This is a genomic window from Flavobacteriales bacterium, assembly GCA_016699575.1.
In the GTDB taxonomy this organism is placed as follows: Bacteria; Bacteroidota; Bacteroidia; order Flavobacteriales_F; family PHOS-HE28; genus PHOS-HE28.
The window spans coordinates 4,385,915-4,411,650 of record CP064979.1 but is presented as its reverse complement, the minus strand read 5'-3'; the positions used below and the strand labels follow the sequence as shown (position 1 = coordinate 4,411,650).

The window sequence follows — 25,736 nt, the reverse complement described above, 5'->3', positions numbered from 1 at the left end:
GTAACCACATTCGCAACGCCCATGCACCGGAACCTTACCCTTTCGCTCGCATCCTTCCTGCTCACTATCGCCGCCCAAGCGCAGATCACCATCGGCCAGAACGAAATGCCGCATGCCAATGATGAGCTGCTGCGCACACGGGCGTTCACCAATCCCTTCATCGATTACGCGACCACCGGTGCGGCGCATGTCTGGGACTTCAGCAACCTCACGGTGAACACGGCGGATACGGCTGAGTACCTCACGGTGGCCTCCACCAATTTCGTGTACGCCATCACCTACGCCGATCTCTTTTTCAACCCGAACCGTGCCAACCATGCCAAGCACGGGGTGGACGTTCCCTTCAACCAGTTCCTGCCCATCAGCGACCCGTACACCTTCCTCTACCGCAGTAGTTCGGTGTACAGGAAGGTCGGTTATGGAGTGGAACTCGCCGGGCTGCCGGTGCCCATCCTCATGGAGGACCAGGACGTGATCTATGAGTTGCCCGTGCAGTTCGGAGACAGCACCGCGGACTTCTCTTCCTACAACCTCGACATTCCCGGCTTGGGTTATTACGGGTTCAGCCAGGACCGCACCAACGAAGTGGACGGCTGGGGAGCCATTACCACGCCCGCAGGCTCGTTCGATGTGTTGCGCGTGAAGACGACCCTGGAGATCACCGATAGCATCGCCGTGGATTCGTTGGGCGTGGGTTTCTCGGTGGATCGTCCTGTGGTGCGTGAGTACAAGTGGTTGGCGCAGGGCCTCCGCGTGCCGGTTCTGCAGATCAACACCACGGAGCTCTTCGGTTTCCAGGTTGTGAACGCCATCTACTACTACGATGTGCCCCGCACCCTTGAAGTGGTGCAGCCACTTGCCAGCACCATCTGCCCGGGTGCCACGGTGAATGTGCCTTACGAAGCCACAGGTGCCTACAACGCTGGTGGGTTCCTCATCCAGGCGAACCATTTCATTGCGCAGCTTTCCGATGCCAATGGCGATTTCACCACACCCGTGGATGTCGGCGACACGAACGCTACGGGCTCCGGTGTGATGAGCGCAACCATTCCGGCCAACACCCCGCTGGGCAGTGGCTATCGCATCCGCGTCATCTCCACCAGCCCCGACTTCATCGGTACCGACAACGGCTTCGACATCACGATCGGTGGTGCTACCACGGCCAGTATCAGCGCGGGCGGCAGCACGCTCATCTGCACGGGCGACAGCGTGGTGCTCACCGCGGTGGGTGGTCCTTCCTACAAATGGCAGGTCGGTGGCTTCGATATCCCGGGAGCGACAAGTTCAACCTTGGTCGTGAACGGTGCGGGCTACTTCACCGTTGTGGTTGACAATGCTTGTGGTACGGCCACGTCGAACGCTATCCAGGTGGATGTGAACGATCCACCGGTGTTCGCACTTGACACCATGAGCGCCACTATCTGCGCCGGTAGCACCTTCCCGTTCACCGCGCTCGACCAGTCGGGGCAAGGAGCTCTGACGTACCAGTGGTACTTGAACAATGCACCCATTGCCGGGGCCACGGATACCATCGTTGATGCGACGCTCGCAGGTGCTTACACCTTCGAAGCAACCAACGGCAACACGGGTTGCTCGTTCTTGACAAGCGCTGCGATGCTGATCGTCGAGAACGTGGATGCTCCTGTGGTGACCGCACAAGGCGACACGACGTTCTGTGATGGCGGAAGCGTGCAACTGGATGCGACTGCGGCGCCGGGAAACACCTTGCAGTGGTATCAGGACGGTCAGGCCGTTGCTGGTGCGGACAGCACATCGTTGATGGTGGGCACTGCTGGAACGTACACCGTGGTGGCCAGCAATGCGAACAATTGCGCATCGGACGTGTCCAACAGCATCGTGGTGGCGGTGGACAGCGTACCTGCCTTGCCGGGCATTACTGCAGGTGGGCCTCTGAGCGTGTGCGACAGTGGTACGGTGCTGCTGTCCATTGACCCGGTCGCTGGAGCTACCTACCAATGGTCTTTCGATGGTGTGGACATCGCAGGTGCTGATAGCACATGGCTCACCGCCGATTCAACCGGCACCTATGCTGTGGTAGTGACCAGTGGCAACGGCTGCTCTTCCGGGGCGGCTTCGGTGGCTTTCGCTGAGAACGCATCGCCTGCGGTGCCTGTCATCATGGCCGACTTCGATACGCTGATGATCGGGGGCAGTGGCGACTTCCAGTGGTACCTGGACGGCCAACCCATTGCTGGTGCCACAGACAGCGCTCACATAGCCGTCGCCAATGGCACGTACACGGTCACCATCACCGATGGCGATGGTTGCGCCAGCACTTCCGATCCGTACGTGTGGTTGAGCACCACCGTGGGCGACGGACCTGCGTTGTCGTTCTCAGCGCACCCCAACCCCACGAGCGGACCGTTGGTGCTGAACTTGGACCGCACGCCACCGGTCGGGTCGGCCTATCAGGTCTTCGATATCGCAGGCCATTTGGTATTGCAGGGCTCCATCAGTTCAACGCGCACTGACTTGTTGCTGGAAGGCGCGAGCGGTGTATACAGCGTGCGGGCTTCGCTAGGAACTGTTGCCGTGGTGAAGAGCGTAGTGTTGATGCGCTGACGGCTCTGTCGGGACCGCCCCATTGTCCTGGTTGCGGCTACATTGTCCGCAAACAGTACAGCATGAACATTCCTCGCCGTGTTCTGTCTTTCATTGCCATTGCAGTTGCTCTAACGTGGAGCATCGCCGGGGTTGGGGCTTTGCTTGGTGTGCGTGCTGAACCGGGTTGGGCCTACATGGCTTTGGCTGCTGCGTGCATGTTCATGCCGGCTGTTGCCGCTATCGTGCAGCAAAGGATCCTGGACAAAGCGCCATGGGCCGGCTTGGGTCTGCGCCTGAAGGGCATGAACTGGAAAATGCTCGGGGCCACCGCCATCGTCGGAATGCTGGTGGTGCCGGCCGTATTCCTTGTTGTGCTTGTGTGCGGGAACATCATGGGCCTGTCCGGCTTCGGCGACGTGAGCATCACCAATGAAAGATTGGAGGCAAGCCTGGAAACCCTCATGGCTCAACTAGGGGGAGGCAAGGCGGATAGCGCAACTGCGGCATTGGTGGAAATGGTGCCGGCCTGGGGCATTCTCGTCATCATGCTGCTCTCGGCAGTGCTCACGGCGTGCACGTTCAACCTGCCTGCCATGTTGGGAGAGGAGCTTGGTTGGCGTGGTTATTTGCACCAACATCTGGCGGGGTGGCCGACTGCCCGGCGCATCGCATTCGTGGGAGTGGTTTGGGGCCTATGGCACGCGCCACTCATCGCCATGGGCCACAACTATCCGGGGTATCCGGTTGCAGGTATCGGTATGATGGTGGTGTTCTGTGTGCTCGCGGCATTCCTGTTCGACTGGTCACGCGTGAGGGTCGGAGCGGTGTGGGGGCCGTGCGTGCTGCACGGGGTTCTGAACGGCAGCGCTGGAGCCTTTGCGCTCTTTGCCGCTGGAGGCCATGTGCTGGTGGGTTCGGTCGTGGGGCTGGCAGGCTTCGTGGCGCTCGTGCTGCTTTCTCTGCTTGTGCTCGTAGTCGACCGGCGGTACAGGATGGTTTTGCTTACGCGCGAGGCGTCACCTGGTGTTTGACGGCTTGGTCGGCCTGGATACCGGTTTGGTCACCGTGCTGAAGAGCCCAACGACCGGTGCCCTTGACTTTCGTGGTGCAATAACCTTAACGCCATGACCACCGCCAAGGAACGCCTGCTCGCGCGCATGAGCGCTGCTCTGTTCATCCTCAGCCTTATCGCTTTGTTGGGCCTTTCGGGGTGCAGCAAGGACGACGATTTACAACCGGACAATAGCGCGGTGGGTGACGACCACGGCAGCGGAGGCCACGGGGCCGATGATCCGAACTGACCCGTGAGCAGCCCTACTGGGCAAGGGCTGTGCGGTATCCTTGCGTCATGTCCCATGAAGCAGCGAAGGTTCGTGCGCACAAGGCACTCGTTGACTTGTTGCAGATGGCCTACTCGGCCGAGAAGGCTGCGGCCTTCGCCTACCAAGGCCACGCCGGTTCAGTGAAGAGCGCTGACGAGAAGGTGTCCATCAAGAAGATCGAGGATGACGAGTGGGGGCACCGGCATGAAGTGTTGCTCATCATGCAGCAATACGGCATTCCGGTGTCGCGGTGGTACGAGTTCCGCTTCCATGTCACGGGCAAGGTCATTTCCGGTGCGTGTTACGTCATCGGTTGGTTCATGCCGTACTACTTCGCAGGGCGATTGGAGAGCGGCAACGTGTGCGAGTACTTCCGGCTGATGCACTACTTCCACGAACTGGGCATCACCATGCACGACCAAGCGCTCTACGATATGGGCATCCGCGAGAAGGAACACGAGGTGTACTTCCTCGATCGCATCAAGAGCCGCAAAGCACTTGCCTTCTTCGAGCGCATCTTCAACTGGGGCGCCCGCAAGAGCCTGAACGACGTGGACCTGGCGGTGATGAAGACAGTGGCGGAGTCGGAGGCGTATTGCAGGAAATGAGCGGACCGACCGTAAGCCGGTCCATCGCTGCGGTCGGTCCGTTGATCGTCCTTTCTTCCGTCAGACCACCAGTTCCTCTTCCTTGTGCCCGGCCATCAGTTTGTGCTGCACATCGCTGGGCACTTGCTGGAAGGCGAGGAACTTCTCGGTGTAGGTGCCGCGCCCTTGGGTGAGGCTACGGAGCGTGGTGCTGTAGCGGTCTAGTTCGGCCAATGGCGTGTGGGCCGTGATGACCTGGAACCGGCCCTGACCTTCCACGCCCATCACTACGCTGCGGCGCCCTTGCAGGTCGGTCATCACATCGCCCATAAGGTCTTCGGGCACGCGTACCACGATCTCCTGCACGGGTTCCATCAATTGTGGCTCTGCGTTCACGAACGCTTCCTTGAAGGCCATCATGCCGGCGATCTTGAAGCTGATGTCGTTGCTGTCCACCGCGTGCATCTTGCCATCATGCACCATCACGCGCACGTCGCGCGCAGGTGAGCCAGTGAGCGGGCCACGTTCCATCTTCTCCATGCAGCCTTTGAGGATGCTGGGCAGGAACTTCGTGTCGATGACCCCGCCGACGATGCAGTTGTAGAACACCAGTTTGCCGCCCGTGGGCAGCTCATGCTCTTCCTTGCCGCGCACGCTAACGCCGGTGGGCTCGGGCATGCCTTCGTACCACGGTTCGATCTTCAGGTGCACTTCGCCGAACTGGCCGGCGCCACCGGTCTGCTTCTTGTGCCGGTACATGGCCGAAGCAGGCTTGCGGATCGTTTCGCGGTAGCTGACGCGCGGGCTGCCGAACTCCACCTCGATCTTGTATTGGTGGCTGAGGCGCCACTTCAACAGGTTCAGGTGCAGCTCGCCCTGGCCGCCCACCACTTGCTGGCCGGTCTCTCGCATGTACGTGAGCGTGATGGTGGGATCTTCCTTCTGGATCTCCAGCAGCGCGGCGTGCAGCTTCTCCTCGAGTTTCTGGTCCTGCGCTTTGATCGTAACGCGCAGGCGCGGCTCGGGGAACGCAATGGGTTGGAGCTTGATGGCCTTGCCGGGCGCGTGCAGTGTGTGCGCAGTTGCCGTGTCCTTCAGCTTCAATGTGCAGCCGATGTCGCCGGCAGCAAGTTCATCAACGTGCTTGCGATCCTTGCCTTCCACGATGAAGAGCTGCCCGATGCGTTCGGTGCCGCCCGTGTTGTCGTTCACCAGGTCCTGGCCTTCCTTCACCGTTCCGCTCATCACCTTGAAGAACGAGAGCTGGCCCGTCTTCGGTTCCATCACTGTTTTGAACGTGAACAGCACGGCAGGCCCATCGGCCTTGCATTCGAGCCAAATGGCCGAGGGGTCGCGTCCATCGCTGGCCAAGGGCTCGGGCGGCATTTCCACGGCGCTTGGTGCCACGTTGTCGATGAAGCCCATGAGCCGGCCGCTGCCCATGTTGCGCAGTGCGCTAAGGCAGAAGACCGGGAAGCAGGTGCGCTTCATCATGCCCTGCTTCAGTCCAAGGCGCATCTCGTCCTCGTCCAGTTCGCCGCGCTCGAAGTAGTGCTCCATCAGCGCTTCATCGTTCTCGGCAGCCTTCTCCACCAGCACTTTGTGCAGTTCTTCGGCACGGGCCTTTTCACTTTCCGGGATCGGCTGCTTCTCGGGTTTGCCTCCCGCATCCTTGAAGACGTACATCGTCATCTTCAGCAGGTCGATCATACGGTGGTAGCCTTCGCCCTGCTCCAACGGGTACTGCATCACCGTAACGGCATTGCCGAAGTGCTCTTTCGCTTGCGTCAACGTGGTGTCGAAGTCGGCGTTGGGGTGATCGAGCTTGTTGATGCCGATGATGACAGGGCGGTCGTACCGCTGCATGTGTTCCCAGACCAGATCGGTACCGACCTCTACGCCGTGGTGCGCATCAAGCAGCAGCACACAGGTGTCGGCAACACGCAGGGCCGGAATGGTCTCGCCCACCAGGTCGTCAAGCCCCGGCGTGTCCAGTATATTGATCTTGTAATTGCGCCATTCGGTATGCAGGCAGGTGGTGTACACGCTGCTGCCGCGTTCGTGTTCGATGGCGTTGAAGTCACTAACGGTGTTCTTGTCTTCGACCCGGCCGCGGCGTGTGATCAGACCCGCCTCGAAGAGCATTGTCTCGGCCAGCGTGGTCTTGCCGCTTCCGTGGGCTCCCAGGAGCACGACGTTCTTGATGTGTTTCGCATCGAAGGCTTTCATGACGATCGAAAGGTTGGTCCGTCGTCGCTTCGTCTCACGCTGCTCCCGGAGCAAGGCGGAACGGTGGCGGAGGGTTGGAAGAAAGGAACGAAGCCCTTGGGCCTGCCGGCGCACCGGCATGGAGCTGGCGAAAGAGCAGGTTGAAGGTAGTACGATGGTCCGATCGTGCAAACGCCGACCGCCAACCCGTGCCCGGCCATACTTGCTACGGGTATTTTCGGCGGCCTATTCCGCAGCGATTGAGCGAACGCACCATCACCATTGAAGGCGCCGATCCCATGGCCGTGCTGGGCGCCAACGACAGCAACCTGAGGATCATCAAGGGGATCTTTCCTAAGCTGGTGCTCATAGCCAGGGGCGAAACCCTCATGGTGAAGGGCGATGCCGAGGAGATCGATCGCTTCGCCGAGCGCTTCGATGAACTGGTGAAGCACGTGGCGCGCTACAACGATCTGCCGCGGAAAGTCCTGGACGACATCATGGGCAACGGCGACCGTGGTGCGGAACCGGACGAGCCGGGTACGCTCGTTCACGGCAACCAAGGTTTGCGCATCAAGGCACGCACGCCGGGGCAGCAGCGACTGGTGGAAACCGTCCAGACCAACGATATGGTCTTTGCCATTGGCCCGGCCGGTAGTGGTAAGACCTACACCGCCGTTGCCTTGGCCGTGAAGGCGCTCAAGGACCGGAGCGTGCGCCGCATCATCCTCACGCGGCCGGCTGTGGAGGCAGGGGAGAACCTCGGTTTCCTGCCCGGCGACCTCAAAGACAAGTTGGATCCGTACTTGCAGCCGCTCTATGATGCGCTGCGCGATATGGTGCCCGTCCAGAAGCTGGCCGAATACATGGAGAACGGCATCATACAGATAGCCCCCTTGGCCTTCATGCGCGGACGCACGCTGGACAATGCGTTCGTGATCCTGGACGAGGCGCAGAACGCCACCCTGCCCCAAGTGAAGATGTTCCTTACCCGCATGGGCCGCAACGCCAAGTTCGTCATCACTGGCGATGTTACCCAAGTGGACCTGCCGCGCAACCAGCCCAGTGGGTTGGTGCCGGCCGTGGACATGCTGCGGAAGGTGGAAGGCATCGGGGTGGTGGAAATGGATGAAAAGGACATCATCCGCCACGAATTGGTAACGAAGGTGGTAATGGCCTTCCGCGAACGCGAAGAACAACGCGACCGATGAGCGATGGGACTTTGATGCGCAGCGACCTGCGCTTGGACGAGGCGGAGAACGTGTACCGCGGCAAAGTGCGGGACGTGTACAAACTGCGCGATGGCCGCTTGGTGATGGTGGCCAGCGACCGCATCAGCGCTTTCGATGTGATCCTGCCGCGCGGCATCCCGCACAAGGGACAGGTGCTGAGCCAAGTGAGCTGGAGCATGCTGCAAGCCACTCGCGAGGTGGCCCCCAACTGGGCCGTGGCCATGCCCGACCCGCAGGTGATCGTGGGCCAGGGCTGCACCCCGGTGAAGGTCGAGATGGTGGTGCGCGGTTACTTGAGCGGGCACGCCTGGCGCCAATACCAAGCAGGCCATCGGGTGCTTTGCGGCGCATCCATGCCCGAAGGTCTGCGTGAGAGCGATGCATTTCCCGAGCCCATCATCACGCCCAGCACCAAGGCCGATGAAGGCCACGACGAGGACATCACGCCGCAGGAGATCCTTGATCGCGGACTGTGCACCAAGGCGGAATGGGAGACCATGGTGAAGTACGCGCTGGCCTTGTTCAAGCGTGGTAGCGGGATCGCGAGGAAACGTGGCCTCATCCTCGTTGACACCAAGTACGAGTTCGGGAGGAACGCCGCAGGGGAGATCCTGCTCATCGACGAGATCCACACGCCGGACAGTTCACGGTACTTCCACTTGAACGGTTACGACGAGCGGCAGGACAGGGGCGAGGCCCAGAGGCAACTGAGCAAGGAGTTCGTTCGGCAGTGGCTCATTGCTCATGACTTCATGGGCAAGGAAGGCCAGCAGGTGCCGGTGATGGATGATGGATTTGTTCAGAGCGTGACCGAACGCTACATCGAACTGCACGACCTCATCACCGGGAATGCCTTCGCACCTGCCGATACGAGCGACATCAGCGCGCGCATCCAGCGGAACGTGGAGCGCTACCTGAAGGGCTGATCACTTACCGAGCCTGCGCTCCAATTCCTCGGCGATATCCGTAAGGACCGAGGCTTTCAGTTCGTCCTTTTCGCTGGTGGACGCCAGCCGCAGGTCTTTGGCCGCGGCGCGCGCGGCTTTCTCGGGCCAGGCGCTTTGCTCCTGCACAATGGTGAGGCACTCGAGCGCCTCACTGGCGGAACCCTTCGCTGCAATACCCGCCAGCTGGAGCAGGTGCTCGCGCATGTCCATGCCCGCGTTCCAGAAACTGGCGAGCACAGTACTGCGCACCGGATGCAGTTCCGGGATGTCGAGCGCGGCAAGGAGTTGTTCCCGCGCGCCTTTGGCCTTCACCTCGAACAGAATGGTGGTGATGCGTTGCTGCACTGCATGGTCGCGGGCCTTCACCAAGGCATGCAGCATTGGCACGATGGCCATGGCATCACCGCGTTGGTCCACTTTTTCAATGGCCTCCAGCACCTTGGTGTCGTCGTCGGAAAGAAGCTGCGTGAACAGCGGGTCGAGGCTCATCGTTCTTGGCGGTGCGGTGTTGTTCGCGGGCGAAAGTAGTCCGCGCGCAAATGAAGAACGGCCCGCAAGGGCCGTTCCGGGATCCGAAGACGGAGGGTCAGATGTGCACGAAGATGCGGCGGCCCGGGCGGCGCTTGAACTTGTAGCTCACCTCAAGCATCAGCCAGCTGTAGTAGTCCGCCAAGCCCGGATTGCCGCGTTGGCTGGTCCTGATACCGGTGGTGCCATCGCTGCCAAAGCCGCTTGGATCGCTGATGTAGCGGGCCAGGAACTGCTGCGTGCTGTCGTTCGGGAATGCCTCGCCGATCTCCTCGTACGTGCTGTATCGGTCGCTCACGTCATCGAGCATGTCGCTGATGAAGAAGATGTACGAGAACTCGGCCCCCACGCTCATCTGCTTGGTCACCATGTAGCGCAGACCGGCGCCCATGGGCATGCCGAAGTGCCACGGTGAATTGCGCTTCAAGCGGTTGCCTTCGGAATCGACCCAGCCGCCTTCGGTGTGCCAACTGTAGAGATCGGTTTCGTACTTCCCGTCGCGCTCGACCACGTTGGCGTTCAAATACCCGGGTGTATACTGTTCGTGATCGCGCAAGGTGCCGTCGTCCCAATAGTGGTACTGGTTTTCCAAGGCTATATCCCCACGGAACAGGTCCGCCTTGGGACGACCGTAGTATATGCCCGCCCCGATGTAGAAGTAGGCGAAGAAGCGCTGCTGGAACAACGGCTGGTACGGTTCGCGGTAGGCGTTGAGCACCAAGTGGGCGCTGGCGCCGAAGAGGTCGGTACGGAAGTTGAGCCCGCGGTTGAAGTTCTTCAACTGCGTTCCGCTCATGCCGCCGGTGGCCTCGGTTTCGTCGTAGCCGATGCGGTGCCAGCTCAAGCGCCCTTCCAAGGTGATCGCACGTGTAACGTACCGCTTGGGATTGTTGAAGAAATCGCGGATGGTGATCGCCATTCCCGGTCGCGTGCTGTTCCACTGGATCGGGCCGTCCCAGTTGCCCAGGTCACCGTAGTAGTTGGTCATTCCGCCCGACAGTCCGACCTCGATGTTCCGCTGAGCGAGCAGGGCCATGGAGGAGCATAAGAGGATTGCAGTGAGTAGTGTGCGGGTCATGGGCAGCGCGGCTGGGACGTGAAACTACGCTGGCAAGACGGGATGGCCCGAAAGGCGTTGCCTACGGTTTATCGACAAGTCAGGGACGCGCGCCGAAGAGGGCAGTGCCTATTCGCACCATGTTGCTGCCATTGGCCAATGCCACCGGTAGATCCGACGACATGCCCATGCTCAAGGTGGCGAATTGCCCGATCGGGAACGCACCACTTGCCTTGATGCGATCGAAGAGGGCATTCACGCCCGCAAGTTCGCGCTGCACCTGCTCCATGTCTTCGGTCAACGAAGCCATGGCCATCAGGCCTTCGATGCGCAGGTTCGTCCAACGGTCCCTGAAGCCCGGAACAAGCGGTTCAAGTTCCTCAAGGGTGAAGCCGAACTTGGTTTCTTCCTGTGCCACGTGCACCTGCAGAAGCACGCTGATCGTTCTGTTGTTCGCGGCTGCGCGCTTATCGAGTTCGTCCAACAGCCGTTCGCTGTCGCCGCTGTGCACCAGATGCACGAACGGCGCGATGTACTTCACCTTGTTCGTTTGCAGGTGGCCGATGAAGTGCCACTGGACGTCGGCGGGCAACTGCGCTTGCTTGTCTTTCAGTTCTTGTGGATAGTTCTCTCCGAATGCCCGATGGCCCAGATCGTACAGCGCTTTGATCTCATCCACCGAACGGGTCTTGCTCACGGCGATGAGCTCCACGCCTTTGGGCAGGGATGCCTTCAATGCTTCGTACCGTGCGGCGAGCGAGGTCATTCCAGCGGATAGATGGTCATGCCGCTGCGCATCTTCGGTTCGATGTAGGTGCTCTTTGGCGGCATGGTGCCGTTGCTGTCGGCCACGGCCTTCAGTTCATCGAAGCTCACCGGCCGGAGGTGGAAGGCAACGGCGGCTTCCTTGCTGCTCACCATGGTTTCCAAGGCTGCCACGCCTTGTGTGCCCGGGATGAAGCGGATGTGCGGATCGGTGCGCAGGTCGTGGATGCCCAGGACGGGAGCAAGAACACACGTGCTCAGCAATGCCGGGTCCAAAGCTTCAACCGCGCTGGCCCACACCGGTGGTGACGGCATCGTGAACCGGTACCATCCGATCCGCGTGCACACGAACACCTCCCCACGCTCCGGAGCGGACGTTGGTGAGATGATCAAGGGCTCCAAGCGCCCGACTTTACCAAGCTCATCGAGGAATTCAGTCGTCTCCATGCCGTTGAGGCTCGTCACTGCGCGGTCGAAATTCCAGATGTGCAGGTGGGCGCGCGGAACAATGAACGCCAAACACCAAGCCTTCGGGTCGTCGCCATCCGCCGCGCTACTTTGCGCCAAACGGGCGCTGCTCGCGCTGCGGTGATGGCCATCGGCGATGTAGAGCGCATCAACGGAGCTGAAGCATTGCACGATCTCGCCCACATGGGCTTCATCGTTCACCGACCAAAGGCGATGGCGCACGCGGTCGGTGGTGCTGAGGTCCAACTCGGGCCGCAGCAGCGTTGCCCTGTCCATGGTGGCTTCGAGCAGCGGCATTTCAGGAGCGGCAAGCAACACGGGTTCCGCGTTGATCCCAGTGGCATCCAAGTACTTCTCGAAGAGTGCCTCACGGGCGGTAAGCGTTTGTTCGTGCACCTTGATGAGACCGTTGCGGTAATCGCGCACGCTAACGCCGCAGATGATCCCGCGCGAGCTGCGGCCGTCCTGGTCCTGCTGGTAGATGTATATGCTCGGCAACCTGTCGTGTTGCAGTATGCCCTCGTTGCAGAACGACTCGAACTTCTTGCGCACGCGGCGGAAGCGCTCGTTCTGCGTCAGGTGCTGATCGCGCCCCAGATCAGGGTGCACGATGTGCAGGAAGCTGTATGGATTGCTCCTCAGCTTGGCCGTCAACTCATCCGGTTCATACTCCACATAACTGCGGCTGGCCACCAGGTGCGCCTTATCGGGCGCCGGCCGCCATGCGCGGAACGGACGGATGCTGATCATGCCTCAGGCATCCACGCTCTGGCGGGCGTAGTGCTCGATGATGATATCGGCCAATTCTTCTCCGATGCGGCCTTGGGCCTCCAAGGTGGCCGCTCCAATGTGCGGGGTCAAGCTGATCTTCGGCTGTCCGAGGATGTCGGCACGCGGCGAGGGTTCGTTGACGAACACGTCCAGCGCGGCAGCCCGCACCTTGTTGTTCTTCAGCGCATCGAGCAGTGCATCCTCATCGATGCTTCCGCCACGCGCCGTGTTCACGATCACGGTGCCGGGTTTCACCAAAGCCAGTTCGCCACGGCCGAGAACAGGAGCGCCGTCTTTCTGGGCAGGTACGTGCAGGCTTATGGCATCGGCTTTGGCCAGCAGTTCCGGTAGCGGCACCATTTTCACGGCAACGCGCACGGTTTGTCCTCCTACCTCCATCTCGATTGCTTCGGCGGTGGCATGGTTGTCGGCGTAGACCACTTTCATGCCAGCGCCCAGCGCGTAGCGCGCGGTCCACTGGCCTATGCGGCCGAAGCCGATGATGCCGAGCGTTTTGCCGCGCAGCTCCTGGCCCTTCTCGTAGATCTTCTTCAGCTCCTTGAACTCGCCCTGGCCGCGCGTGGGCATGTGACGGTTGCTCTCGTGCAGGCCGCGCATGAGGCTGAACAAATGCGCCATCACCAGTTCGGCAACGCTGATGCTGCTGCTGGCCGGCGTGTTGAAGACCTTGATGCCGCGGTTGGTGGCGAACTCGCGGTCTATGTTGTCCATGCCCACACCGCCGCGGCCCACCATCTTCAAGCCCGGGCAGGCGGTTATGAGGTCCTTGCGCACTTTGGTGGCGCTGCGCACCAGCAGCACTTCCACCTTTTCCTTGTTGATGTATTCGGCCAAGGCATCCTGGGCAACGAAGTCGCTCGTTACCTTGAAGCCTGCGTCCGTAAGCACTTGTTTGCCGTTGGCAGAGATGCCGTCGTTGGCGTGGATCCTTGCGTTCATCCGTTCTTCTTTGCGAATTCTTCCATCACGTCCACCAAGGCTTGTACGCTCTCGATGGGCAGGGCATTGTACATGCTGGCGCGGTATCCGCCCACGCTGCGGTGCCCGCGTATGCCGCTGATGCCAGCGGCTTTCCACATCGCGTCGAATGCGGGCTCAAGTGCGGCATCGGTCATCACGAACGTTGCGTTCATCATACTGCGGTCCTCAACAGCGGTGGTGCCCTTGAACACCGGCAGCCGGTCGATGGCACCATAAAGCAGGTCGGCCTTCGCGTTGTTGCGGCGCTCCATTTCGGCCACGCCGCCTTCCTTCTTCATCCACTCCATGGTGAGCATGCTTACGTACACCGAGAACACCGGTGGCGTGTTGTACATGCTCTCCTTGTCGGCGTGGTTCTTCAAGTCCATCATGGGGCTCAGCTTGCGGCCGGTCTTGCCCAAGTAGGCCGGGTCGAAGAGATAGACCGTGGCACCGGCCGGGCCCATGTTCTTCTGCGCACCACCGTAGATCAGCGCGAAGTCGCCCACGTTCACCGGACGGCTGAAAATGTCGCTGCTCATGTCGCACAGGAGCGGTACGGGGCTCTTCGGGAACTGCTTGAACTGCGTTCCGAAGATGGTGTTGTTGCTGGTGAAGTGGAAGTAGTCGGCATCGGCCGGAATGCTGAAGCCCTTGGGGATGTAGTTGAAGTTCTTGTCCTCGCTGCTGGCCACTACGATCGTATCACCTGCCATCTTGCTTTCCTTGATAGCGCGGCCGGCCCATTCACCGGTGTTGGCGTAGGCTGCCTTGCCGCCCACCTTCATGTAGTTCTGCGGTATCATGTGGAAGCCCATGCTTGCACCACCGCCGAGGAATACCACTTGGTAGTGATCAGGTGCGCCGAGCAGTTCTTTCACCAGCGCTTGGGCCTTGGCCATCACGGCCTCGAAAGGCTTGCTGCGGTGGCTCATCTCCAGGATGCTGAGGCCGCCTTCGAACTCGATGCAGGCCTGCGCCGCCTGTTCCATTACCTCGCGTGGTAGGATGCACGGACCGGCGCTGTAGTTGTGCACCTTCACTTTGGTTGCTGTTGTCATGGTTGCTTCAACTGGTTCGGGAAGCGGGCCAAAAGTAGGAGCCCTGGGACAGGGCGCGGCGCCGACGGGTCATGGATGTGAGGCGGCACTTGTTCGCAGTGGGGTTGCCAAGTGCTGTTCTCCGTCAGTGCCAAGGGCGGTCCAGAAGAATATGTTCGCGCCGCCATGAGCGACAACCCGAAATGCCCAGAGTGCGCATCAACGATCACCTATCCCACCGGCACCTCGCAGATGTGCGCCGAGTGCGGCCATGAATGGAACCCGGAGGAGATAGCGGCGGCCGGTGCGGTGAAGGATGCCAACGGCAATGTGCTGCAGGACGGCGACGATGTGGTGGTGATCAAGGACCTTCCGGTGAAGGGCATGCCCAAGCCGGTGAAGGCCGGTACCAAGGTGAAGAACATCAAATTGGTGGATGGCGACCACGATATCGATTGCAAGATCGATGGCTTCGGGGCCATGGGGCTGAAGAGCATCTACGTGCGGAAAGCCTGAGGGCGCTCAGTCGTCGAGGCCCTTGCCTTCCAGGATGCGGTCCACGTTCTTTTCGATGCGTGCCTCCCGCGTCTTGCTCTGCTTCGCACCGGAGAAGTGGAGCAGGTAGCCGCGCTGGCGGCCGGGCGTCAGTGCGTTGAAGGCCTTCTTCAGTGCGGGCATCTCTTTCAGTGCCTTCCTGAACTCGTCAGGCATGTCGAACTCTGCCGTCTTCTTCAGCGGCACCGTGGCGCCGGCCTTTTCCAGGTCGATGGCCGCCTGCATGTAACGCGCGATCACGCGTTCCATCTTCTTGATCTGTGCCGCACTGGTGAAGCGGATCTGGCGGGCGCTCTGCACGTTGGCCGTTTGCTGCACGAGTATGCCTTCATCGTCCTTCAGCAACGCGCCCTTGTGGAAGAGCAGCGCGCAGTAGTCGTTGAAGCCGTGCATGAGGAAGACGTTCTTCCCCTTCAAGGTGTAGCAGGGGTGGCCCCACTTCAGCTCTTCGGTGAGGCCGCTGTCCAATGCAATGGCGCGCAGCTTGGCGAAGGCCTCCTTCCATCGGCCATCCTTCTCGAAGAACCAGTTGACCTCGGGGTTTGTTGATGCCATGGGTAGAGTGACGTTTCAGTGTTTCAACCAGCCGGGCAATGCAGCAGCCTGTTTGAACCAATCGATGAGCTGGTGAGCATCGATGACGTCGTTCTCGCGGATGTCGAGGTAGCGGGCGTTCTTGTCCTTACTGGGACCGGGCGGTACGGGGTTCAGCGCCTGACCATGGAAGAACGTGAGCCGAACGAAATGCGTGAAGACATGGGTGGCCAGGAACCAGCCATTGCCTTCCACGCCATAGAACGGTGAGTTCCACTTCACTGCCTTTTGCAAGTTGGGCACGTGCTGTTCGAGCAGTGCGTCAAGCTGTTCACCCACCCCTCTTTTCCAGCCCGGCATTGCCCTAATGTAGGCCTGCACCGGGGCATCGCCATCGCCCTTCGCTATCTGCGGGTTGCCGCCCGATAGGAGCTTCACCGGACCGGCTGTTCTGGTCTTGGCGGCCGCTCTTGGAGCGCTCGACTTCCGTGGGGTTGCCATGGGCCGAAGGTCGTGACGATCAGCCGATCGCGTGCCCCGGAAGATCGGTAAGCCAGGAGGCGTGCCTGGGGTTTATTTCGGCCGGATCGTCGGAGGCAAGCGCGGATGGCCGTCCTTTGCGCCATCAAGGCCCCGGTGCTTTTGCCGTGGGTCGAACAAGCCCCGCCTTTGATAGGGGCGCATTACCAAGTAGTACATGTCAAGTGGTACAGTGAAGTTCTTCAACTCGGAGAAAGGCTTCGGTTTCATCACCCCGGACGAGGGTGGTAAGGATGTGTTCGTTCACAAGACCGGAACCAAGCAAGCTCTTTACGAAGGTGACAAGGTCACCTACGAAGTTGAGCAGAGCCCCAAAGGCCCCAACGCCATCAACGTGACCAAGGCCTAAGGCCCGGTTCACGCGAAGTGTTCGAAGCCCCGGCGGAAGCCGGGGCTTCGTTTTTGGTGGCTGCCGTCCAATGTGCCGCTCAGTGATCAAAGCTGATCACCCGGCTCACCCTGTAGCTCGCGCCTTCCTTCCTCCACACCATGTTGTTCTTGAAGGTGCCGCAATCCTCCTTGCCGTTCTCCGTGTGGCAGAAGCGGTGCTGGCAGATCTCCAACAACCCGAACTCGCCGATGGGATAAACCTCTAGGGTCCCGGGCACCATCTCGCGCTGTATGTCCGCGGTTGTGGGCTGCGAGAACATGCGCCGGAAGCCTGCCATGGTGCTGTCGTAGCCCGCGAGGCCGCCCTTGTCGTGGTAGAACTCCAGGTCGGGTGTGAACCAAGTGCCCAGCGCGGCGGCATCGTGGGCGTTGAAGGCGGCGAACATGGCGCTATCCAGGACGGCGATGGTGGTGGTTAGCTCGTGTTTCACGGCAACGCTGACGGGCGGCGTGGTGGATGGGTCGGGTTGGTTGGGGCAAGCGGAGAGGAGGGCCAAGGACAGAAGGGCTAACTGGAAGTGCATGGGGCGAAGATGCAGGGTCTTCGGCCCAGCAGGATCCGGGCAGGATGTTCAGGAGCAGGTGCTGTGGATGCATATAACCCCCAAAGGTTATATTTCTCACGTATAACCCGTGGAGGTTATAATCATCGATAATAACCTCTGGAGGTTATAGTCGCTACATTCGGTGCCGATGGCAAAGAGACCGAAAGTCGTAGCGGTGATCACGGGCGATGTGGTACGGAGCACCGTAGTGAAAGAGCGTGCGGTGCTCAACAAGGTGGTGAAGCAGGCTTTGGCCGCTGTTGAGGCAGGCGGGTTCCAGGTGTTGAGGCCGTTCGAGATCTACCGGGGTGATAGCTTCCAAGGGGTGGTGGATGTGAATGATGCACTGAAGGCCGCGCTGGCCATTCGAGCCCGCATAAGGCAATGGGAGGGCGGACGACCCGTGGGCAGGACGGTAGCCAGACGAATGATCCGGGCGCGCTTGCCCATACTGATGAACGACCTGCCTGATGCCCGTATCGCGATCGGGGTCGGCACAGTGTCGTACCGCTCCGGCAAGGTGGTCGAATCCGATGGTGAAGCCTACCGCAACTCCGGTCGTGCATTGGATGAACTGGGCCGCAACTGGGGAAGACTCGCGCTCTCCACACCGTGGGAGGACGTGGACGCGGAGTTCGGGACATCGATGCGGCTGCTGGACGCGTTGGTGGGAAAGTGGTCGTCGGCATCGGCGCAGGCCATGCTCCTGTACATCACTAAGGGTGCGACGCAATCCGAACTCTCGGGCTTGCTTGGAATTTCGCAACCTGCCGTACACAAGCGGCTGGCTGGCGCTGATCAGAGCGCGGTGCAAGCCATGTTCGACAGGTACGGGACGGTCGTGGCGGCACACCTGAAGCGCTGATGCCCGACCTCGATATCCTCTTCCGACTGCTGATCGCCCACATCCTGGGCGATTTCGTCCTTCAGCCGCGATCATGGGTGAAGGCCCGCTCGGAAAAGCACCATCGTTCACGTGCATTGTATCTGCACGCCTTGGTGCACGGTGCGCTCGTCGTGGTCGCTATCGGCGATCCCGCGCAATGGATCGTCGGTTTGGTCGTGGCGCTCTCGCACCTCGGCATCGACTTGCTCAAGTCGTACAGGGACCCGAAAAGCGCCAAGTGGTTCGTGATCGACCAGTGCGCGCATCTGCTCGTGCTTGTGGCCGTGTGGGCATGGCTAACGGGTTGCACGCCGTTCGACGATCTACGTGGTGCGTGGTTCAATGAACGCACGCTCGCGGTGCTGCTTGCCTTCCTTGTGCTCACCAGGCCCACGGGATTCCTCATCGCGGTGTTCACCGGTCGCTGGTCGGAGCAACTGAAAGGGAAGGAGGACAACCTGCCCAACGCGGGGATGTGGATCGGCGTCATCGAGCGGCTATTGATCCTGGTGTTCGTGCTCGCCGACGCGCTGGAAGCTGTGGGTTATTTGCTCGCCGCCAAGAGCGTGTTCCGCTTCGGCGACCTGAAGGACGACCACGACCGCATGCGCACCGAGTACGTGCTCATCGGCACACTGCTCAGCTTCGCGATAGCGATAGGGGTGAGTTTGTGGGCGAGGAGCTTTGTTGCGTGAGGCGCATGAAGCCCGCGAGGCCGGTCAAACACAGATCCCGGCTCTTCGGCCGGGACGGTAGAATTCCAGGTCGGGGGTGAACCAGGTGCGGTGTGGCTTCCCAGGAGTTCGTGGGCGACAGATCTGCCACTATTTCTTCTTCATGCAAGGCGGATCACGCGCGACGAAGCGGTGGCTACGGCGAAGTGGTCCAACGCAGCAGGAAGGAGAATGAGGGACGGAGATGGTTCAAGAACTCCCGGGATGCCACACTTGCGCGGCGGCATCGTGGGCGTTGAAGGCGGCGAACATGGCGCTATCCAGGACGGCGATGGTGGCCGAAAGCTCGCCTTGAGCGGATGAACGCACTTGGGGCGATGTCGACTGGGCTTCGCTATGATGCACTGGCGCGAATGCCGCGCATGCGAGGAGCAGCAGGTGGGATCTGAGGCGCATGATCGGTGCGGCCTGGGGAGCGGCCATGCGAACCTACTTGATCCGTTTCCCTTCCATCGCGCCGCCTTGGGTGAAGGTGAGGCGGTTCACCATGCCATCGGTTTCCGGGTGGAACTCGATCGTGGCGTCCACCACCTTCAAGAAGAACTTGTGCGGTGCTTCACCGAACACCTCGATCTCTTGTTGGCGTGTGGCGGTAACGAACAGGTGATCGCCGTCGACACGGAAGGTGAGGGTGAATCCGGGCATCAGTTCGAATTCACCCGCATAGGCTTGCAGGTCGGCGTTCTTCAACGGGATCGCCTCGCGCGGCTTCGGCAACGGTTTGTCGGAACGGGTAAGTTGCTCGTCGCTGTCTCGCGAAAGGAATCGCGCGGCGGTCACCCGGCCATCGGTGCGTTGGAAGGCGAGGGTGATCACATCGCCTTCATACAGGAAGCGGTCGTTACCCAGGTGACGCAACGCGTTGGGCGAACCGCCTTGACGCATGGCGTGCAGCTTGTTCCCCTCAGCGGTGATGTAGCGCTCGACCCCTTCAGCGTTCACATACACCCCGGTGTACGCTGCTGCCATGGCTTCGGTGAGCGCTACCTCAGGGCCGCCGAAGGGCTTGCCCAGGGCGATCGCCGCGAGCTTCGGCGCCAGGCGGCTCGCATCGCCGCTCTCGCGGTTCACCAACACGGCCACGTAGATGTCCTCCGTGGGCAGGTACAGGCTTGCGCTCACGAAGCCGTCGATGCCGCCGTTGTGTTCGATCGTGGGGCTGTCCTGCACGTTCTCGAAGCCCCAGCCGAAGCCGTACGGGTGGCTCGATCCATCGGCCAGCGTCGCAGGTTGATGCGCCTGCGCGAGGCGCGCCAGCGGCACCAGCTTCCCGGCGAACACGCTCGTGTTCCACTTCCACAGGTCGCCCACCGTGCTGCGGATGTTGCCCGCGCCCAGTGGCCAGGACATGCTGATCGGCAAGGCGGGTTGCCAGCCGCTTTCCGCTTGGGCGTAGCCCTGGGCTTCGGCGGGCGACCCCTGCACGAGCGAGGCCGTGGTGTGGCTCATGCCCGCAGGCGCGAAGAGGTGCTCGTTCGCATAGTCGGACCATGGCTGGCCCGAGGCCTTCTCGATGATGGCGCTGAGCAGCAGGTAGCCGCTGTTGCTGTAGCTCCATTGCTTGCCGGGCGCGAATTCCAGCGGGAGATCGGCGAAGAGCGCGATGAGGCTCTTCAGGTCGATGTCCTTGGCATATGCTTCCGGGGTGTAGCCGGGCCCATTGGTGAAATTGGGAATGCCCGAGGTATGCGTGAGCAGATGCCGGATGGTGATCGGCTGCTCCTTCCTGGGGAAGTCCACGTACTTCTGGATCTCGTCATCCACGTTCAACTTGCCGGCTTCGGCGAGCTGAAGGATGGAAACGGCCGCGAACTGCTTCGTCACGCTGCCAATGCGGAACTGGTTCGCGGTGGTGAGCGCCTTCTTCGCGGGAACATCGGCCAAGCCAAGTGCCCGCTCGTAGAGCACCTTGCCGCCTTGCGCCACCAGCACCGCGCCGCCGGGCGCATCGGCGGTGAAGTGCGCCTGCACCTCGGCATCGTAGGCGGACGTGTTCTCTTGCGCATGCGCGATGGAGAGCAGGATGAAGGATGGAAGCAGCAGGAGGGCGCGCATCAAGCTTGGGATTTTCGATGTGGACATCTGACGCCGGTGGAACACGTTGCGTTACAAACGCGGAGCAGTCGCCAGGTCCGGCCTAGGCATCAGTGAACTTGGTGCCCAGGGCGGCGGCATCGTGGGCGCTAGCCGGCGAAGAGGGCGCTATGGTGCAGCGATGGTTTGTGTGAGGGCTGAATGCTCAGAAACGTTGGCGGGCGGTGTGGTGGAGGGAGCGGGTTGGTGGGAGCAGGCGGAGATTGGACCGAGGATGAGAAAGTCGGATGTGGAGCGCATGGGCGAAGATCGCGGCCATCCTGGAGAACTTTGACACAAGTTGTTGGCGTTCAAGTCGTGCCTTCAACCGTTTCCCAACAACATTAACAGTTCGGGGTGTTAGTTGGATGATCGAGGAACTCAAGTCAGGAATGGAGACGTCTTGCCGTCGGTCGCATTAGCGCATACGGAGCATTGTTGGAATCAGACGCTCGGAAGGAGACTGTTCAGTAAAGTGTGTCAGGCCGGAGTTGCGAACTTCAAACCCTGACCCATGGAAGACAAGACGGACAAGTTCGATTACGAAGCCTTCGAGAAGGAGGCCATGAAGCAATTGCTTCTGGGCAAGCCGCTCAGCGGCAGCGAAGGGGTGCTGACGCCCTTGGTAAAACGGCTGATGGAAGCCACCCTACGGGGAGAGCTGAGCGCGCATCTGGAAGAGGACACCGGCAAGGCCAACCGGCGCAACGGGCACGGCCGCAAGCGGGTGAAGACCGCACACGGGGAGGTGGACATCGCCACCCCGCGGGACCGGAACGGGACCTTCGACCCACTGCTGCTGCCTAAACGGGAACGGGTTCTGAACGCCGAGCTGGACCTGAAGATCATCAAGCTCTATGGACTGGGGATGAGCCAGCGCGACATCAGCGACCATGTGCGCGACCTCTACGGCATCGAAGTGAGCGAAGCCACCATCAGCGCGGTGACCGACCAGGTGGTCGCCGATGTGCAGGCATGGCGGCAGCGCCCCTTGGAAGCGCGTTACGCCATCGTATGGCTCGATGCCATCCATTTCAAGGTGAAGGAAGAGGGTCGCGTGGTGAACAAAGCCGTTTACACCGCCCTTGGCGTGGGCCCCGATGGCCACAAGGACCTGCTTGGCCTCTACGTTGGCCAGCACGAAGGCGCCAAGTTCTGGCTGAGCGTGCTGCACGACCTACGCCAGCGCGGGGTGGAGGACATGCTGATCGCGTGCATCGACAACCTCAGCGGCTTCTCCGAGGCCATCGCGCTGGTGTACCCGCAGAGCGACATCCAGCTGTGCATTGTGCATCAGGTGCGCAACACCTTGAAGTACGTGAGCTACAAGCACTACAAGGAAGTGGTCAAGGACATGCGGGCCATCTACCGGGCACCCAACGAGGAGCGTGCCCTGCAAGCACTGGAAGTGTTCAGCGACAAATGGGGCGAGCGCTATCCGCAAGCGGTGAACTCCTGGCGCATCAACTGGCCGCTTCTGGCCAGCCAATACCGGTACAGCGAGCGTATCCGGCGGCTGATCTACACCACCAACCCCATCGAGGGCTTCCATGCCCAGTTGCGCAAATACACCAAGACCAAGCGCGTCTTCGAGAACGACATGGCCCTGCTCAAACTGCTCTTCTTGGCCCAGCAGCGCATCGTGGAGAAGATGGCCGCAAAGCCCATCTTCGCCTGGCGTGAGATCGCAGCCGAGTTACGCTTGCTCTTCGGACCGCGCTTCGATCCACAACTGGCCAACACCGATCAACACGTTATCAGTCTCCCCCAGACCCCCTCGTTGAAAACCCAACTACATCAACAACATCAGTGATCAAGATCGTGACACACTTAATCTAACAGACCCCTCGGAAGACAGTGAATCGTATTCGACATCATTGTGCACGACCGTCCGGTAGAATGCATCGCGAAGCGCGTAGATCGCCCGCTCATTGTAAATGAAGAAAAGCTTGCCTACGACGTAGTTCTCGAAATAGATGTTGCCAGTACCGACCACGCGATTGGGTGCTTCCTTCTCAGTCCACTGGATCTCGAATTCTCTGTTCTTCAAGTACCGCATGGACATGAATGCTTCTATCGGCGCCTCAGCAAGCAATCCGTCCTGAATGTCCCAATGCTGCCAGTCTAGTTGACCCGGTGCACTCTGAAGATGCAGCAGCTTCTTCCTGTGTCTTCGCTCAATTATCCAAGACTGTATGGCTGCGAAGATTGCGGCACCAACAAGACCTACGACAAGTGAAACGATGATCTCGGTTGGTCTCATCCCATTCGGTGGAGGATGCTGACAACACATTCGTGAACAGTGGATTATTGAGGCGAATGTAGCCCGGGATGCACGGCGTGTTTGCTAACATGAGGAGGCTGTGATGTTACGTGCGCCGTCGTGGGCATGCGGGCATGTGGGATCAGGTTGCAAGGGATCACCCCCCGGCTGCGACCCCTTCAGGGTCGAATGCTGATGGGGCTGGGCTTGCTAAATGCTGGGACCCCTTCGGGGTCAAATGCGCAGCGGGCTTGTTGGGCATGTGTCAGCTGTTTCACTGATACGCTTCTCGTTGTGCTTCGATCATTCATGACCCCGAAGGGGGCGCAGCGTTTAGCGGGTAGCGACAGCGGTGATCACGACCCCGAAGGGATCGCAGCCGTTGTTCCACATGAGGGGGTGAAGCGGCAGCTCCCGACAAACCAGGCCTTTCCGGATGCCGCAGCGAGAAGGCGACCGGAGGAAGCCACCGCAGCGCGAGCAGCCGCTGGCCGTTTTGGCGGGACTATAGCGCAGCACCCGACGGCGCGCTCCCGAGCGGAGGCTTTGCGAAGCGAAGGACTGGCGCCGACACGCCCAAACACTCCAGGACCTCAGGCCTCAGCATTTCTCCGTGCCCTCTGTGCCTCTGTGGTGAACCTACCGCCCCGCCTACCTTCGCCGTCCTTTCGATAGATCCATGTTCGAGAACCTCAACGACAAGCTGGAGCGCGCCTTCAAGGTCCTGAAGGGCCAGGGGCAGATCACGGAGATCAACGTGGCGGAGACCACCAAGGAGATCCGCAAGGCGCTGCTGGATGCCGACGTGAACTACAAGACCGCCAAGGATTTCACCGATCGCGTGAAGGCCAAGGCGCTGGGGCAGAACGTGCTCACGAGCATCAGCCCGGGGCAGCTGCTCACGAAGATCACGCACGACGAGCTGGCCGAACTGATGGGCGGCCAGAGCGCTGGCATGAACATGAGCGGCAACCCCACGGTGGTGCTCATGAGCGGCCTGCAGGGCTCTGGTAAGACGACGTTCAGCGGCAAGCTGGCCAACTACATCCGCAAGAAGGGCAAGCGCCCGCTGCTGGTGGCTTGCGACGTGTACCGCCCTGCCGCCATCGACCAGTTGCAGACGCTCGGCAAGCAACTGGACGTTGCCGTGTACAGCGAGGTGGAAAGCAAGGATCCCGTGCGCATTGCGCAGAACGGCATCGCCTTCGCCAAGCAGCACGGCTTCACCGCCGTGATCATCGATACCGCCGGTCGCCTCGCCATCGACGAGCAGATGATGGACGAGATCGCCCGCGTGAAGAAGGCGATCCAGCCGCAGGAGACCCTCTTCGTGGTGGACGCCATGACCGGTCAGGACGCGGTGAACACGGCGAAGGCCTTCAACGAGCGCCTGAACATCGACGGCGTGGTGCTCACGAAGCTCGACGGCGATGCGCGCGGCGGTGCGGCTCTATCGATCCGCAGCGTGGTGGACAAGCCGATCAAGTTCATCGGCACGGGCGAGAAGATGGAGGCGTTGGACGAGTTCCACCCGGACCGTATGGCGGGGCGCATCCTCGGCATGGGCGACGTGGTATCGTTGGTCGAGAAGGCCCAGGAGCAGTTCGATGAGAAGGCCGCGCGCGAGCTGAACAAGAAGATCGCGAAAGACCAGTTCGGCTTCGACGATTTCCTGGAGCATATCGGCCAGATCAAGAAGATGGGGAACATGAAGGACCTCATGGGCATGATCCCCGGCGTGGGCAAGGCCATGAAGAACATCGACATCCCGGACGATGCCTTCACGGGCATCGAAGCCATCATCCAGAGCATGACGCCCGAAGAGCGCAAGAACCCCTCCGTGATCAACGGCAGCCGCCGCGCCCGCCTCGCCAAGGGCAGCGGCCGCGGCGTGGAGGAGGTGAACAAGCTGATGAAGCAGTTCGACGAGATGCGCAAGATGATGAAGATGATGGGGGACAAGAGCAAGATGCAGAACATGATGCGCCAGATGCAGGCGATGCAGGGGATGAGGAGGTGAGCATCTATAGAACGATGAAGCGTTTCGGATTGCTATGGTGGGTGTTCGTTCTGGCGAGCACACCGCTGCTGTTCGGAAGTATCGTCTTCTTCTACTGGTACTATTCCCGTGAATGGTTCGCTCGAGCGGCGCATATCGAAGCCGCGGCTGTGCTCACGATCGTGCTCTACGGTCTTTTAGCGTTTGTTGCGCTGTGTTTGCTCCTCCATCATTGCGTCCACGTGCGCAGGAAATGGGGGGGTGTGATGTTGCCTCCGTTCATCCTGGTGACAACATGGGTAGTGTTCGACCTATACTCGACTACTTACTTTGCTTTGCGCGAACGAGCATATGTGCGAGTCATAGGGCGCGAGACAGGTTCCACCCATATGGCTATCTGGTCCGCACACATAGAGCAACCACTGGATGTTGAACACGACGATCAAGAATTCATGTTGTCGTACGTTCCATCGTACACCCATGACTGGGGCGGCACGAGCAGTCTTGCGCCGTATTACGCCGTGGATTCGGTCTTCATCGAGGTCCGGGAGGATGGAAGAACTCGGTGCTGGTTAATGCCCTTCTTGGAGAAGGGGGATTGCCGGACACTGACCATGAGTGAGATAATGGGATTCCCTGAAGCGCCCAGTAGAGAGGCGCGCTACGGTGGTCCAGTTCTTGGGTACTGAAGTGCTTGCACAAGATGACTTCCTTTTGAAGTAAGCTGTACCACGCAAGTAGCCCTG

General features: G+C 60.6%; 24 protein-coding genes and 1 pseudogene. 13 read left to right on the top strand and 12 right to left on the bottom strand.

Going from position 1 to position 25,736, the window contains the following annotated elements; genetic code table 11:
• Positions 1 to 21: 21 nt before the first annotated feature.
• From IPJ76_18685 to IPJ76_18670, 4 genes are all read left to right on the top strand, one after another.
• The gene (locus tag IPJ76_18685) at positions 22 to 2,583 is read left to right on the top strand and encodes a hypothetical protein (protein ID QQR86578.1); all 2,562 of its coding nucleotides are present in this window, start codon (positions 22 to 24) and stop codon (positions 2,581 to 2,583) included.
• A gap of 62 nt (positions 2,584 to 2,645) precedes the next feature.
• The gene (locus tag IPJ76_18680; GenBank protein ID QQR86577.1) at positions 2,646 to 3,596 is read left to right on the top strand and encodes a CPBP family intramembrane metalloprotease; all 951 of its coding nucleotides are present in this window, start codon (positions 2,646 to 2,648) and stop codon (positions 3,594 to 3,596) included.
• A 93-nt stretch (positions 3,597 to 3,689) separates the two neighbouring features.
• Positions 3,690 to 3,866, top strand: a complete 177-nt coding sequence (locus IPJ76_18675) for a hypothetical protein (protein ID QQR86576.1) — start codon at positions 3,690 to 3,692, stop codon at positions 3,864 to 3,866.
• 47 nt (positions 3,867 to 3,913) lie between these two features.
• Positions 3,914 to 4,495: a hypothetical protein gene (locus tag IPJ76_18670; protein ID QQR86575.1), complete on the top strand. Its 582-nt coding sequence runs from the start codon at positions 3,914 to 3,916 to the stop codon at positions 4,493 to 4,495.
• A 60-nt stretch (positions 4,496 to 4,555) separates the two neighbouring features.
• Here IPJ76_18670 and IPJ76_18665 read toward each other — a convergent pair whose 3' ends face one another.
• On the bottom strand, positions 4,556 to 6,703 hold the full coding sequence (locus tag IPJ76_18665; GenBank protein ID QQR86574.1) for an elongation factor G: 2,148 nt from the start codon (positions 6,701 to 6,703) through the stop codon (positions 4,556 to 4,558).
• 278 nt (positions 6,704 to 6,981) lie between these two features.
• Here IPJ76_18665 and IPJ76_18660 point away from each other — a divergent pair, with 278 nt between their 5' ends.
• Positions 6,982 to 7,893, top strand: a complete 912-nt coding sequence (locus tag IPJ76_18660) for a PhoH family protein (GenBank protein QQR88510.1) — start codon at positions 6,982 to 6,984, stop codon at positions 7,891 to 7,893.
• Between the two features lie 14 nt (positions 7,894 to 7,907).
• On the top strand, positions 7,908 to 8,840 hold the full coding sequence (locus tag IPJ76_18655; protein ID QQR88511.1) for a phosphoribosylaminoimidazolesuccinocarboxamide synthase: 933 nt from the start codon (positions 7,908 to 7,910) through the stop codon (positions 8,838 to 8,840).
• Here IPJ76_18655 and IPJ76_18650 read toward each other — a convergent pair whose 3' ends face one another.
• The 6 genes from IPJ76_18650 to serC all read right to left on the bottom strand — a co-directional run bounded on the left by IPJ76_18650 (position 8,841) and on the right by serC (position 14,474).
• Positions 8,841 to 9,350 (bottom strand): hypothetical protein, encoded by a 510-nt coding sequence (locus tag IPJ76_18650; protein ID QQR86573.1) that lies wholly within the window; start codon positions 9,348 to 9,350, stop codon positions 8,841 to 8,843.
• Positions 9,351 to 9,447: 97 nt separating this feature from the next.
• Positions 9,448 to 10,425 (bottom strand): hypothetical protein, encoded by a 978-nt coding sequence (locus IPJ76_18645; GenBank protein ID QQR86572.1) that lies wholly within the window; start codon positions 10,423 to 10,425, stop codon positions 9,448 to 9,450.
• Positions 10,426 to 10,546: 121 nt separating this feature from the next.
• On the bottom strand, positions 10,547 to 11,212 hold the full coding sequence (locus IPJ76_18640; protein QQR86571.1) for a YggS family pyridoxal phosphate-dependent enzyme: 666 nt from the start codon (positions 11,210 to 11,212) through the stop codon (positions 10,547 to 10,549).
• The gene (locus tag IPJ76_18635) at positions 11,209 to 12,429 is read right to left on the bottom strand and encodes a DUF1015 domain-containing protein (protein ID QQR86570.1); all 1,221 of its coding nucleotides are present in this window, start codon (positions 12,427 to 12,429) and stop codon (positions 11,209 to 11,211) included. The genes IPJ76_18640 and IPJ76_18635 overlap by 4 nt, the downstream gene beginning before the upstream one ends.
• 3 nt (positions 12,430 to 12,432) lie before the next feature.
• Positions 12,433 to 13,410, bottom strand: coding sequence for a D-2-hydroxyacid dehydrogenase (locus tag IPJ76_18630; GenBank protein QQR86569.1), 978 nt, complete (start codon positions 13,408 to 13,410; stop codon positions 12,433 to 12,435).
• Positions 13,407 to 14,474: a 3-phosphoserine/phosphohydroxythreonine transaminase gene (gene serC / locus IPJ76_18625; GenBank protein ID QQR88509.1), complete on the bottom strand. Its 1,068-nt coding sequence runs from the start codon at positions 14,472 to 14,474 to the stop codon at positions 13,407 to 13,409. The genes IPJ76_18630 and serC overlap by 4 nt, the downstream gene beginning before the upstream one ends.
• A gap of 183 nt (positions 14,475 to 14,657) precedes the next feature.
• On the opposite strand from serC, the gene IPJ76_18620 reads away from it, so the two are divergent.
• The gene (locus tag IPJ76_18620) at positions 14,658 to 14,987 is read left to right on the top strand and encodes an alkylphosphonate utilization protein (GenBank protein ID QQR86568.1); all 330 of its coding nucleotides are present in this window, start codon (positions 14,658 to 14,660) and stop codon (positions 14,985 to 14,987) included.
• Positions 14,988 to 14,993: 6 nt separating this feature from the next.
• On the opposite strand, the gene IPJ76_18615 is transcribed toward IPJ76_18620, so the two are convergent.
• Both IPJ76_18615 and IPJ76_18610 read right to left on the bottom strand, forming a co-directional pair.
• Positions 14,994 to 15,581: a YdeI/OmpD-associated family protein gene (locus IPJ76_18615; GenBank protein QQR86567.1), complete on the bottom strand. Its 588-nt coding sequence runs from the start codon at positions 15,579 to 15,581 to the stop codon at positions 14,994 to 14,996.
• 15 nt (positions 15,582 to 15,596) lie between these two features.
• Positions 15,597 to 16,061, bottom strand: coding sequence for a DUF1801 domain-containing protein (locus IPJ76_18610; protein QQR86566.1), 465 nt, complete (start codon positions 16,059 to 16,061; stop codon positions 15,597 to 15,599).
• A gap of 196 nt (positions 16,062 to 16,257) precedes the next feature.
• Here IPJ76_18610 and IPJ76_18605 point away from each other — a divergent pair, with 196 nt between their 5' ends.
• On the top strand, positions 16,258 to 16,449 hold the full coding sequence (locus IPJ76_18605) for a cold-shock protein (protein ID QQR86565.1): 192 nt from the start codon (positions 16,258 to 16,260) through the stop codon (positions 16,447 to 16,449).
• Between the two features lie 79 nt (positions 16,450 to 16,528).
• Here the strand turns inward: IPJ76_18605 and IPJ76_18600 are convergent, their stop codons facing one another.
• Positions 16,529 to 17,014 (bottom strand): nuclear transport factor 2 family protein, encoded by a 486-nt coding sequence (locus tag IPJ76_18600; GenBank protein QQR86564.1) that lies wholly within the window; start codon positions 17,012 to 17,014, stop codon positions 16,529 to 16,531.
• Between the two features lie 169 nt (positions 17,015 to 17,183).
• On the opposite strand from IPJ76_18600, the gene IPJ76_18595 reads away from it, so the two are divergent.
• Positions 17,184 to 17,900 (top strand): hypothetical protein, encoded by a 717-nt coding sequence (locus IPJ76_18595; GenBank protein ID QQR86563.1) that lies wholly within the window; start codon positions 17,184 to 17,186, stop codon positions 17,898 to 17,900.
• The gene (locus IPJ76_18590; GenBank protein QQR86562.1) at positions 17,900 to 18,616 is read left to right on the top strand and encodes a DUF3307 domain-containing protein; all 717 of its coding nucleotides are present in this window, start codon (positions 17,900 to 17,902) and stop codon (positions 18,614 to 18,616) included. The genes IPJ76_18595 and IPJ76_18590 overlap by 1 nt, the downstream gene beginning before the upstream one ends.
• Before the next feature lie 468 nt (positions 18,617 to 19,084).
• On the opposite strand, the gene IPJ76_18585 is transcribed toward IPJ76_18590, so the two are convergent.
• Positions 19,085 to 20,710 (bottom strand): serine hydrolase, encoded by a 1,626-nt coding sequence (locus IPJ76_18585; GenBank protein QQR86561.1) that lies wholly within the window; start codon positions 20,708 to 20,710, stop codon positions 19,085 to 19,087.
• Between the two features lie 532 nt (positions 20,711 to 21,242).
• Here IPJ76_18585 and IPJ76_18580 point away from each other — a divergent pair.
• Positions 21,243 to 22,439: pseudogene (locus IPJ76_18580) on the top strand (IS256 family transposase).
• 102 nt (positions 22,440 to 22,541) lie between these two features.
• Here IPJ76_18580 and IPJ76_18575 read toward each other — a convergent pair.
• The gene (locus IPJ76_18575) at positions 22,542 to 22,991 is read right to left on the bottom strand and encodes a hypothetical protein (GenBank protein QQR86560.1); all 450 of its coding nucleotides are present in this window, start codon (positions 22,989 to 22,991) and stop codon (positions 22,542 to 22,544) included.
• Between the two features lie 679 nt (positions 22,992 to 23,670).
• On the opposite strand from IPJ76_18575, the gene ffh reads away from it, so the two are divergent.
• Both ffh and IPJ76_18565 read left to right on the top strand, forming a co-directional pair.
• Positions 23,671 to 25,011, top strand: coding sequence for a signal recognition particle protein (ffh, locus tag IPJ76_18570; protein QQR86559.1), 1,341 nt, complete (start codon positions 23,671 to 23,673; stop codon positions 25,009 to 25,011).
• 14 nt (positions 25,012 to 25,025) lie between these two features.
• Positions 25,026 to 25,679, top strand: a complete 654-nt coding sequence (locus tag IPJ76_18565; GenBank protein QQR86558.1) for a hypothetical protein — start codon at positions 25,026 to 25,028, stop codon at positions 25,677 to 25,679.
• The last annotated feature ends 57 nt before the right edge of the window (positions 25,680 to 25,736 follow it).

Excerpts from the sequence above, each read along its gene's own strand:
- IPJ76_18590 (QQR86562.1), top strand. The coding sequence starts at position 17,900 with ATGCCCGACCTCGATATCCTCTTCCGACTGCTGATCGCCCACATCCTG.
- IPJ76_18665 (QQR86574.1), bottom strand. The coding sequence starts at position 6,703 with ATGAAAGCCTTCGATGCGAAACACATCAAGAACGTCGTGCTCCTGGGA.
- ffh (QQR86559.1), top strand. The coding sequence starts at position 23,671 with ATGTTCGAGAACCTCAACGACAAGCTGGAGCGCGCCTTCAAGGTCCTG.
- IPJ76_18645 (QQR86572.1), bottom strand. The coding sequence starts at position 10,425 with ATGGCCCTGCTCGCTCAGCGGAACATCGAGGTCGGACTGTCGGGCGGA.
- IPJ76_18565 (QQR86558.1), top strand. The coding sequence starts at position 25,026 with ATGAAGCGTTTCGGATTGCTATGGTGGGTGTTCGTTCTGGCGAGCACA.
- IPJ76_18650 (QQR86573.1), bottom strand. The coding sequence starts at position 9,350 with ATGAGCCTCGACCCGCTGTTCACGCAGCTTCTTTCCGACGACGACACC.
- IPJ76_18595 (QQR86563.1), top strand. The coding sequence starts at position 17,184 with ATGGCAAAGAGACCGAAAGTCGTAGCGGTGATCACGGGCGATGTGGTA.
- IPJ76_18615 (QQR86567.1), bottom strand. The coding sequence starts at position 15,581 with ATGGCATCAACAAACCCCGAGGTCAACTGGTTCTTCGAGAAGGATGGC.
- IPJ76_18670 (QQR86575.1), top strand. The coding sequence starts at position 3,914 with ATGTCCCATGAAGCAGCGAAGGTTCGTGCGCACAAGGCACTCGTTGAC.
- IPJ76_18575 (QQR86560.1), bottom strand. The coding sequence starts at position 22,991 with ATGAGACCAACCGAGATCATCGTTTCACTTGTCGTAGGTCTTGTTGGT.
- IPJ76_18680 (QQR86577.1), top strand. The coding sequence starts at position 2,646 with ATGAACATTCCTCGCCGTGTTCTGTCTTTCATTGCCATTGCAGTTGCT.
- IPJ76_18585 (QQR86561.1), bottom strand. The coding sequence starts at position 20,710 with ATGCGCGCCCTCCTGCTGCTTCCATCCTTCATCCTGCTCTCCATCGCG.
- IPJ76_18675 (QQR86576.1), top strand. The coding sequence starts at position 3,690 with ATGACCACCGCCAAGGAACGCCTGCTCGCGCGCATGAGCGCTGCTCTG.
- IPJ76_18610 (QQR86566.1), bottom strand. The coding sequence starts at position 16,061 with ATGGCAACCCCACGGAAGTCGAGCGCTCCAAGAGCGGCCGCCAAGACC.
- IPJ76_18635 (QQR86570.1), bottom strand. The coding sequence starts at position 12,429 with ATGATCAGCATCCGTCCGTTCCGCGCATGGCGGCCGGCGCCCGATAAG.
- IPJ76_18620 (QQR86568.1), top strand. The coding sequence starts at position 14,658 with ATGAGCGACAACCCGAAATGCCCAGAGTGCGCATCAACGATCACCTAT.
- IPJ76_18600 (QQR86564.1), bottom strand. The coding sequence starts at position 17,014 with ATGCACTTCCAGTTAGCCCTTCTGTCCTTGGCCCTCCTCTCCGCTTGC.
- IPJ76_18605 (QQR86565.1), top strand. The coding sequence starts at position 16,258 with ATGTCAAGTGGTACAGTGAAGTTCTTCAACTCGGAGAAAGGCTTCGGT.
- IPJ76_18630 (QQR86569.1), bottom strand. The coding sequence starts at position 13,410 with ATGAACGCAAGGATCCACGCCAACGACGGCATCTCTGCCAACGGCAAA.
- IPJ76_18640 (QQR86571.1), bottom strand. The coding sequence starts at position 11,212 with ATGACCTCGCTCGCCGCACGGTACGAAGCATTGAAGGCATCCCTGCCC.
- IPJ76_18685 (QQR86578.1), top strand. The coding sequence starts at position 22 with ATGCACCGGAACCTTACCCTTTCGCTCGCATCCTTCCTGCTCACTATC.
- IPJ76_18655 (QQR88511.1), top strand. The coding sequence starts at position 7,908 with ATGCGCAGCGACCTGCGCTTGGACGAGGCGGAGAACGTGTACCGCGGC.
- IPJ76_18660 (QQR88510.1), top strand. The coding sequence starts at position 6,982 with ATGGCCGTGCTGGGCGCCAACGACAGCAACCTGAGGATCATCAAGGGG.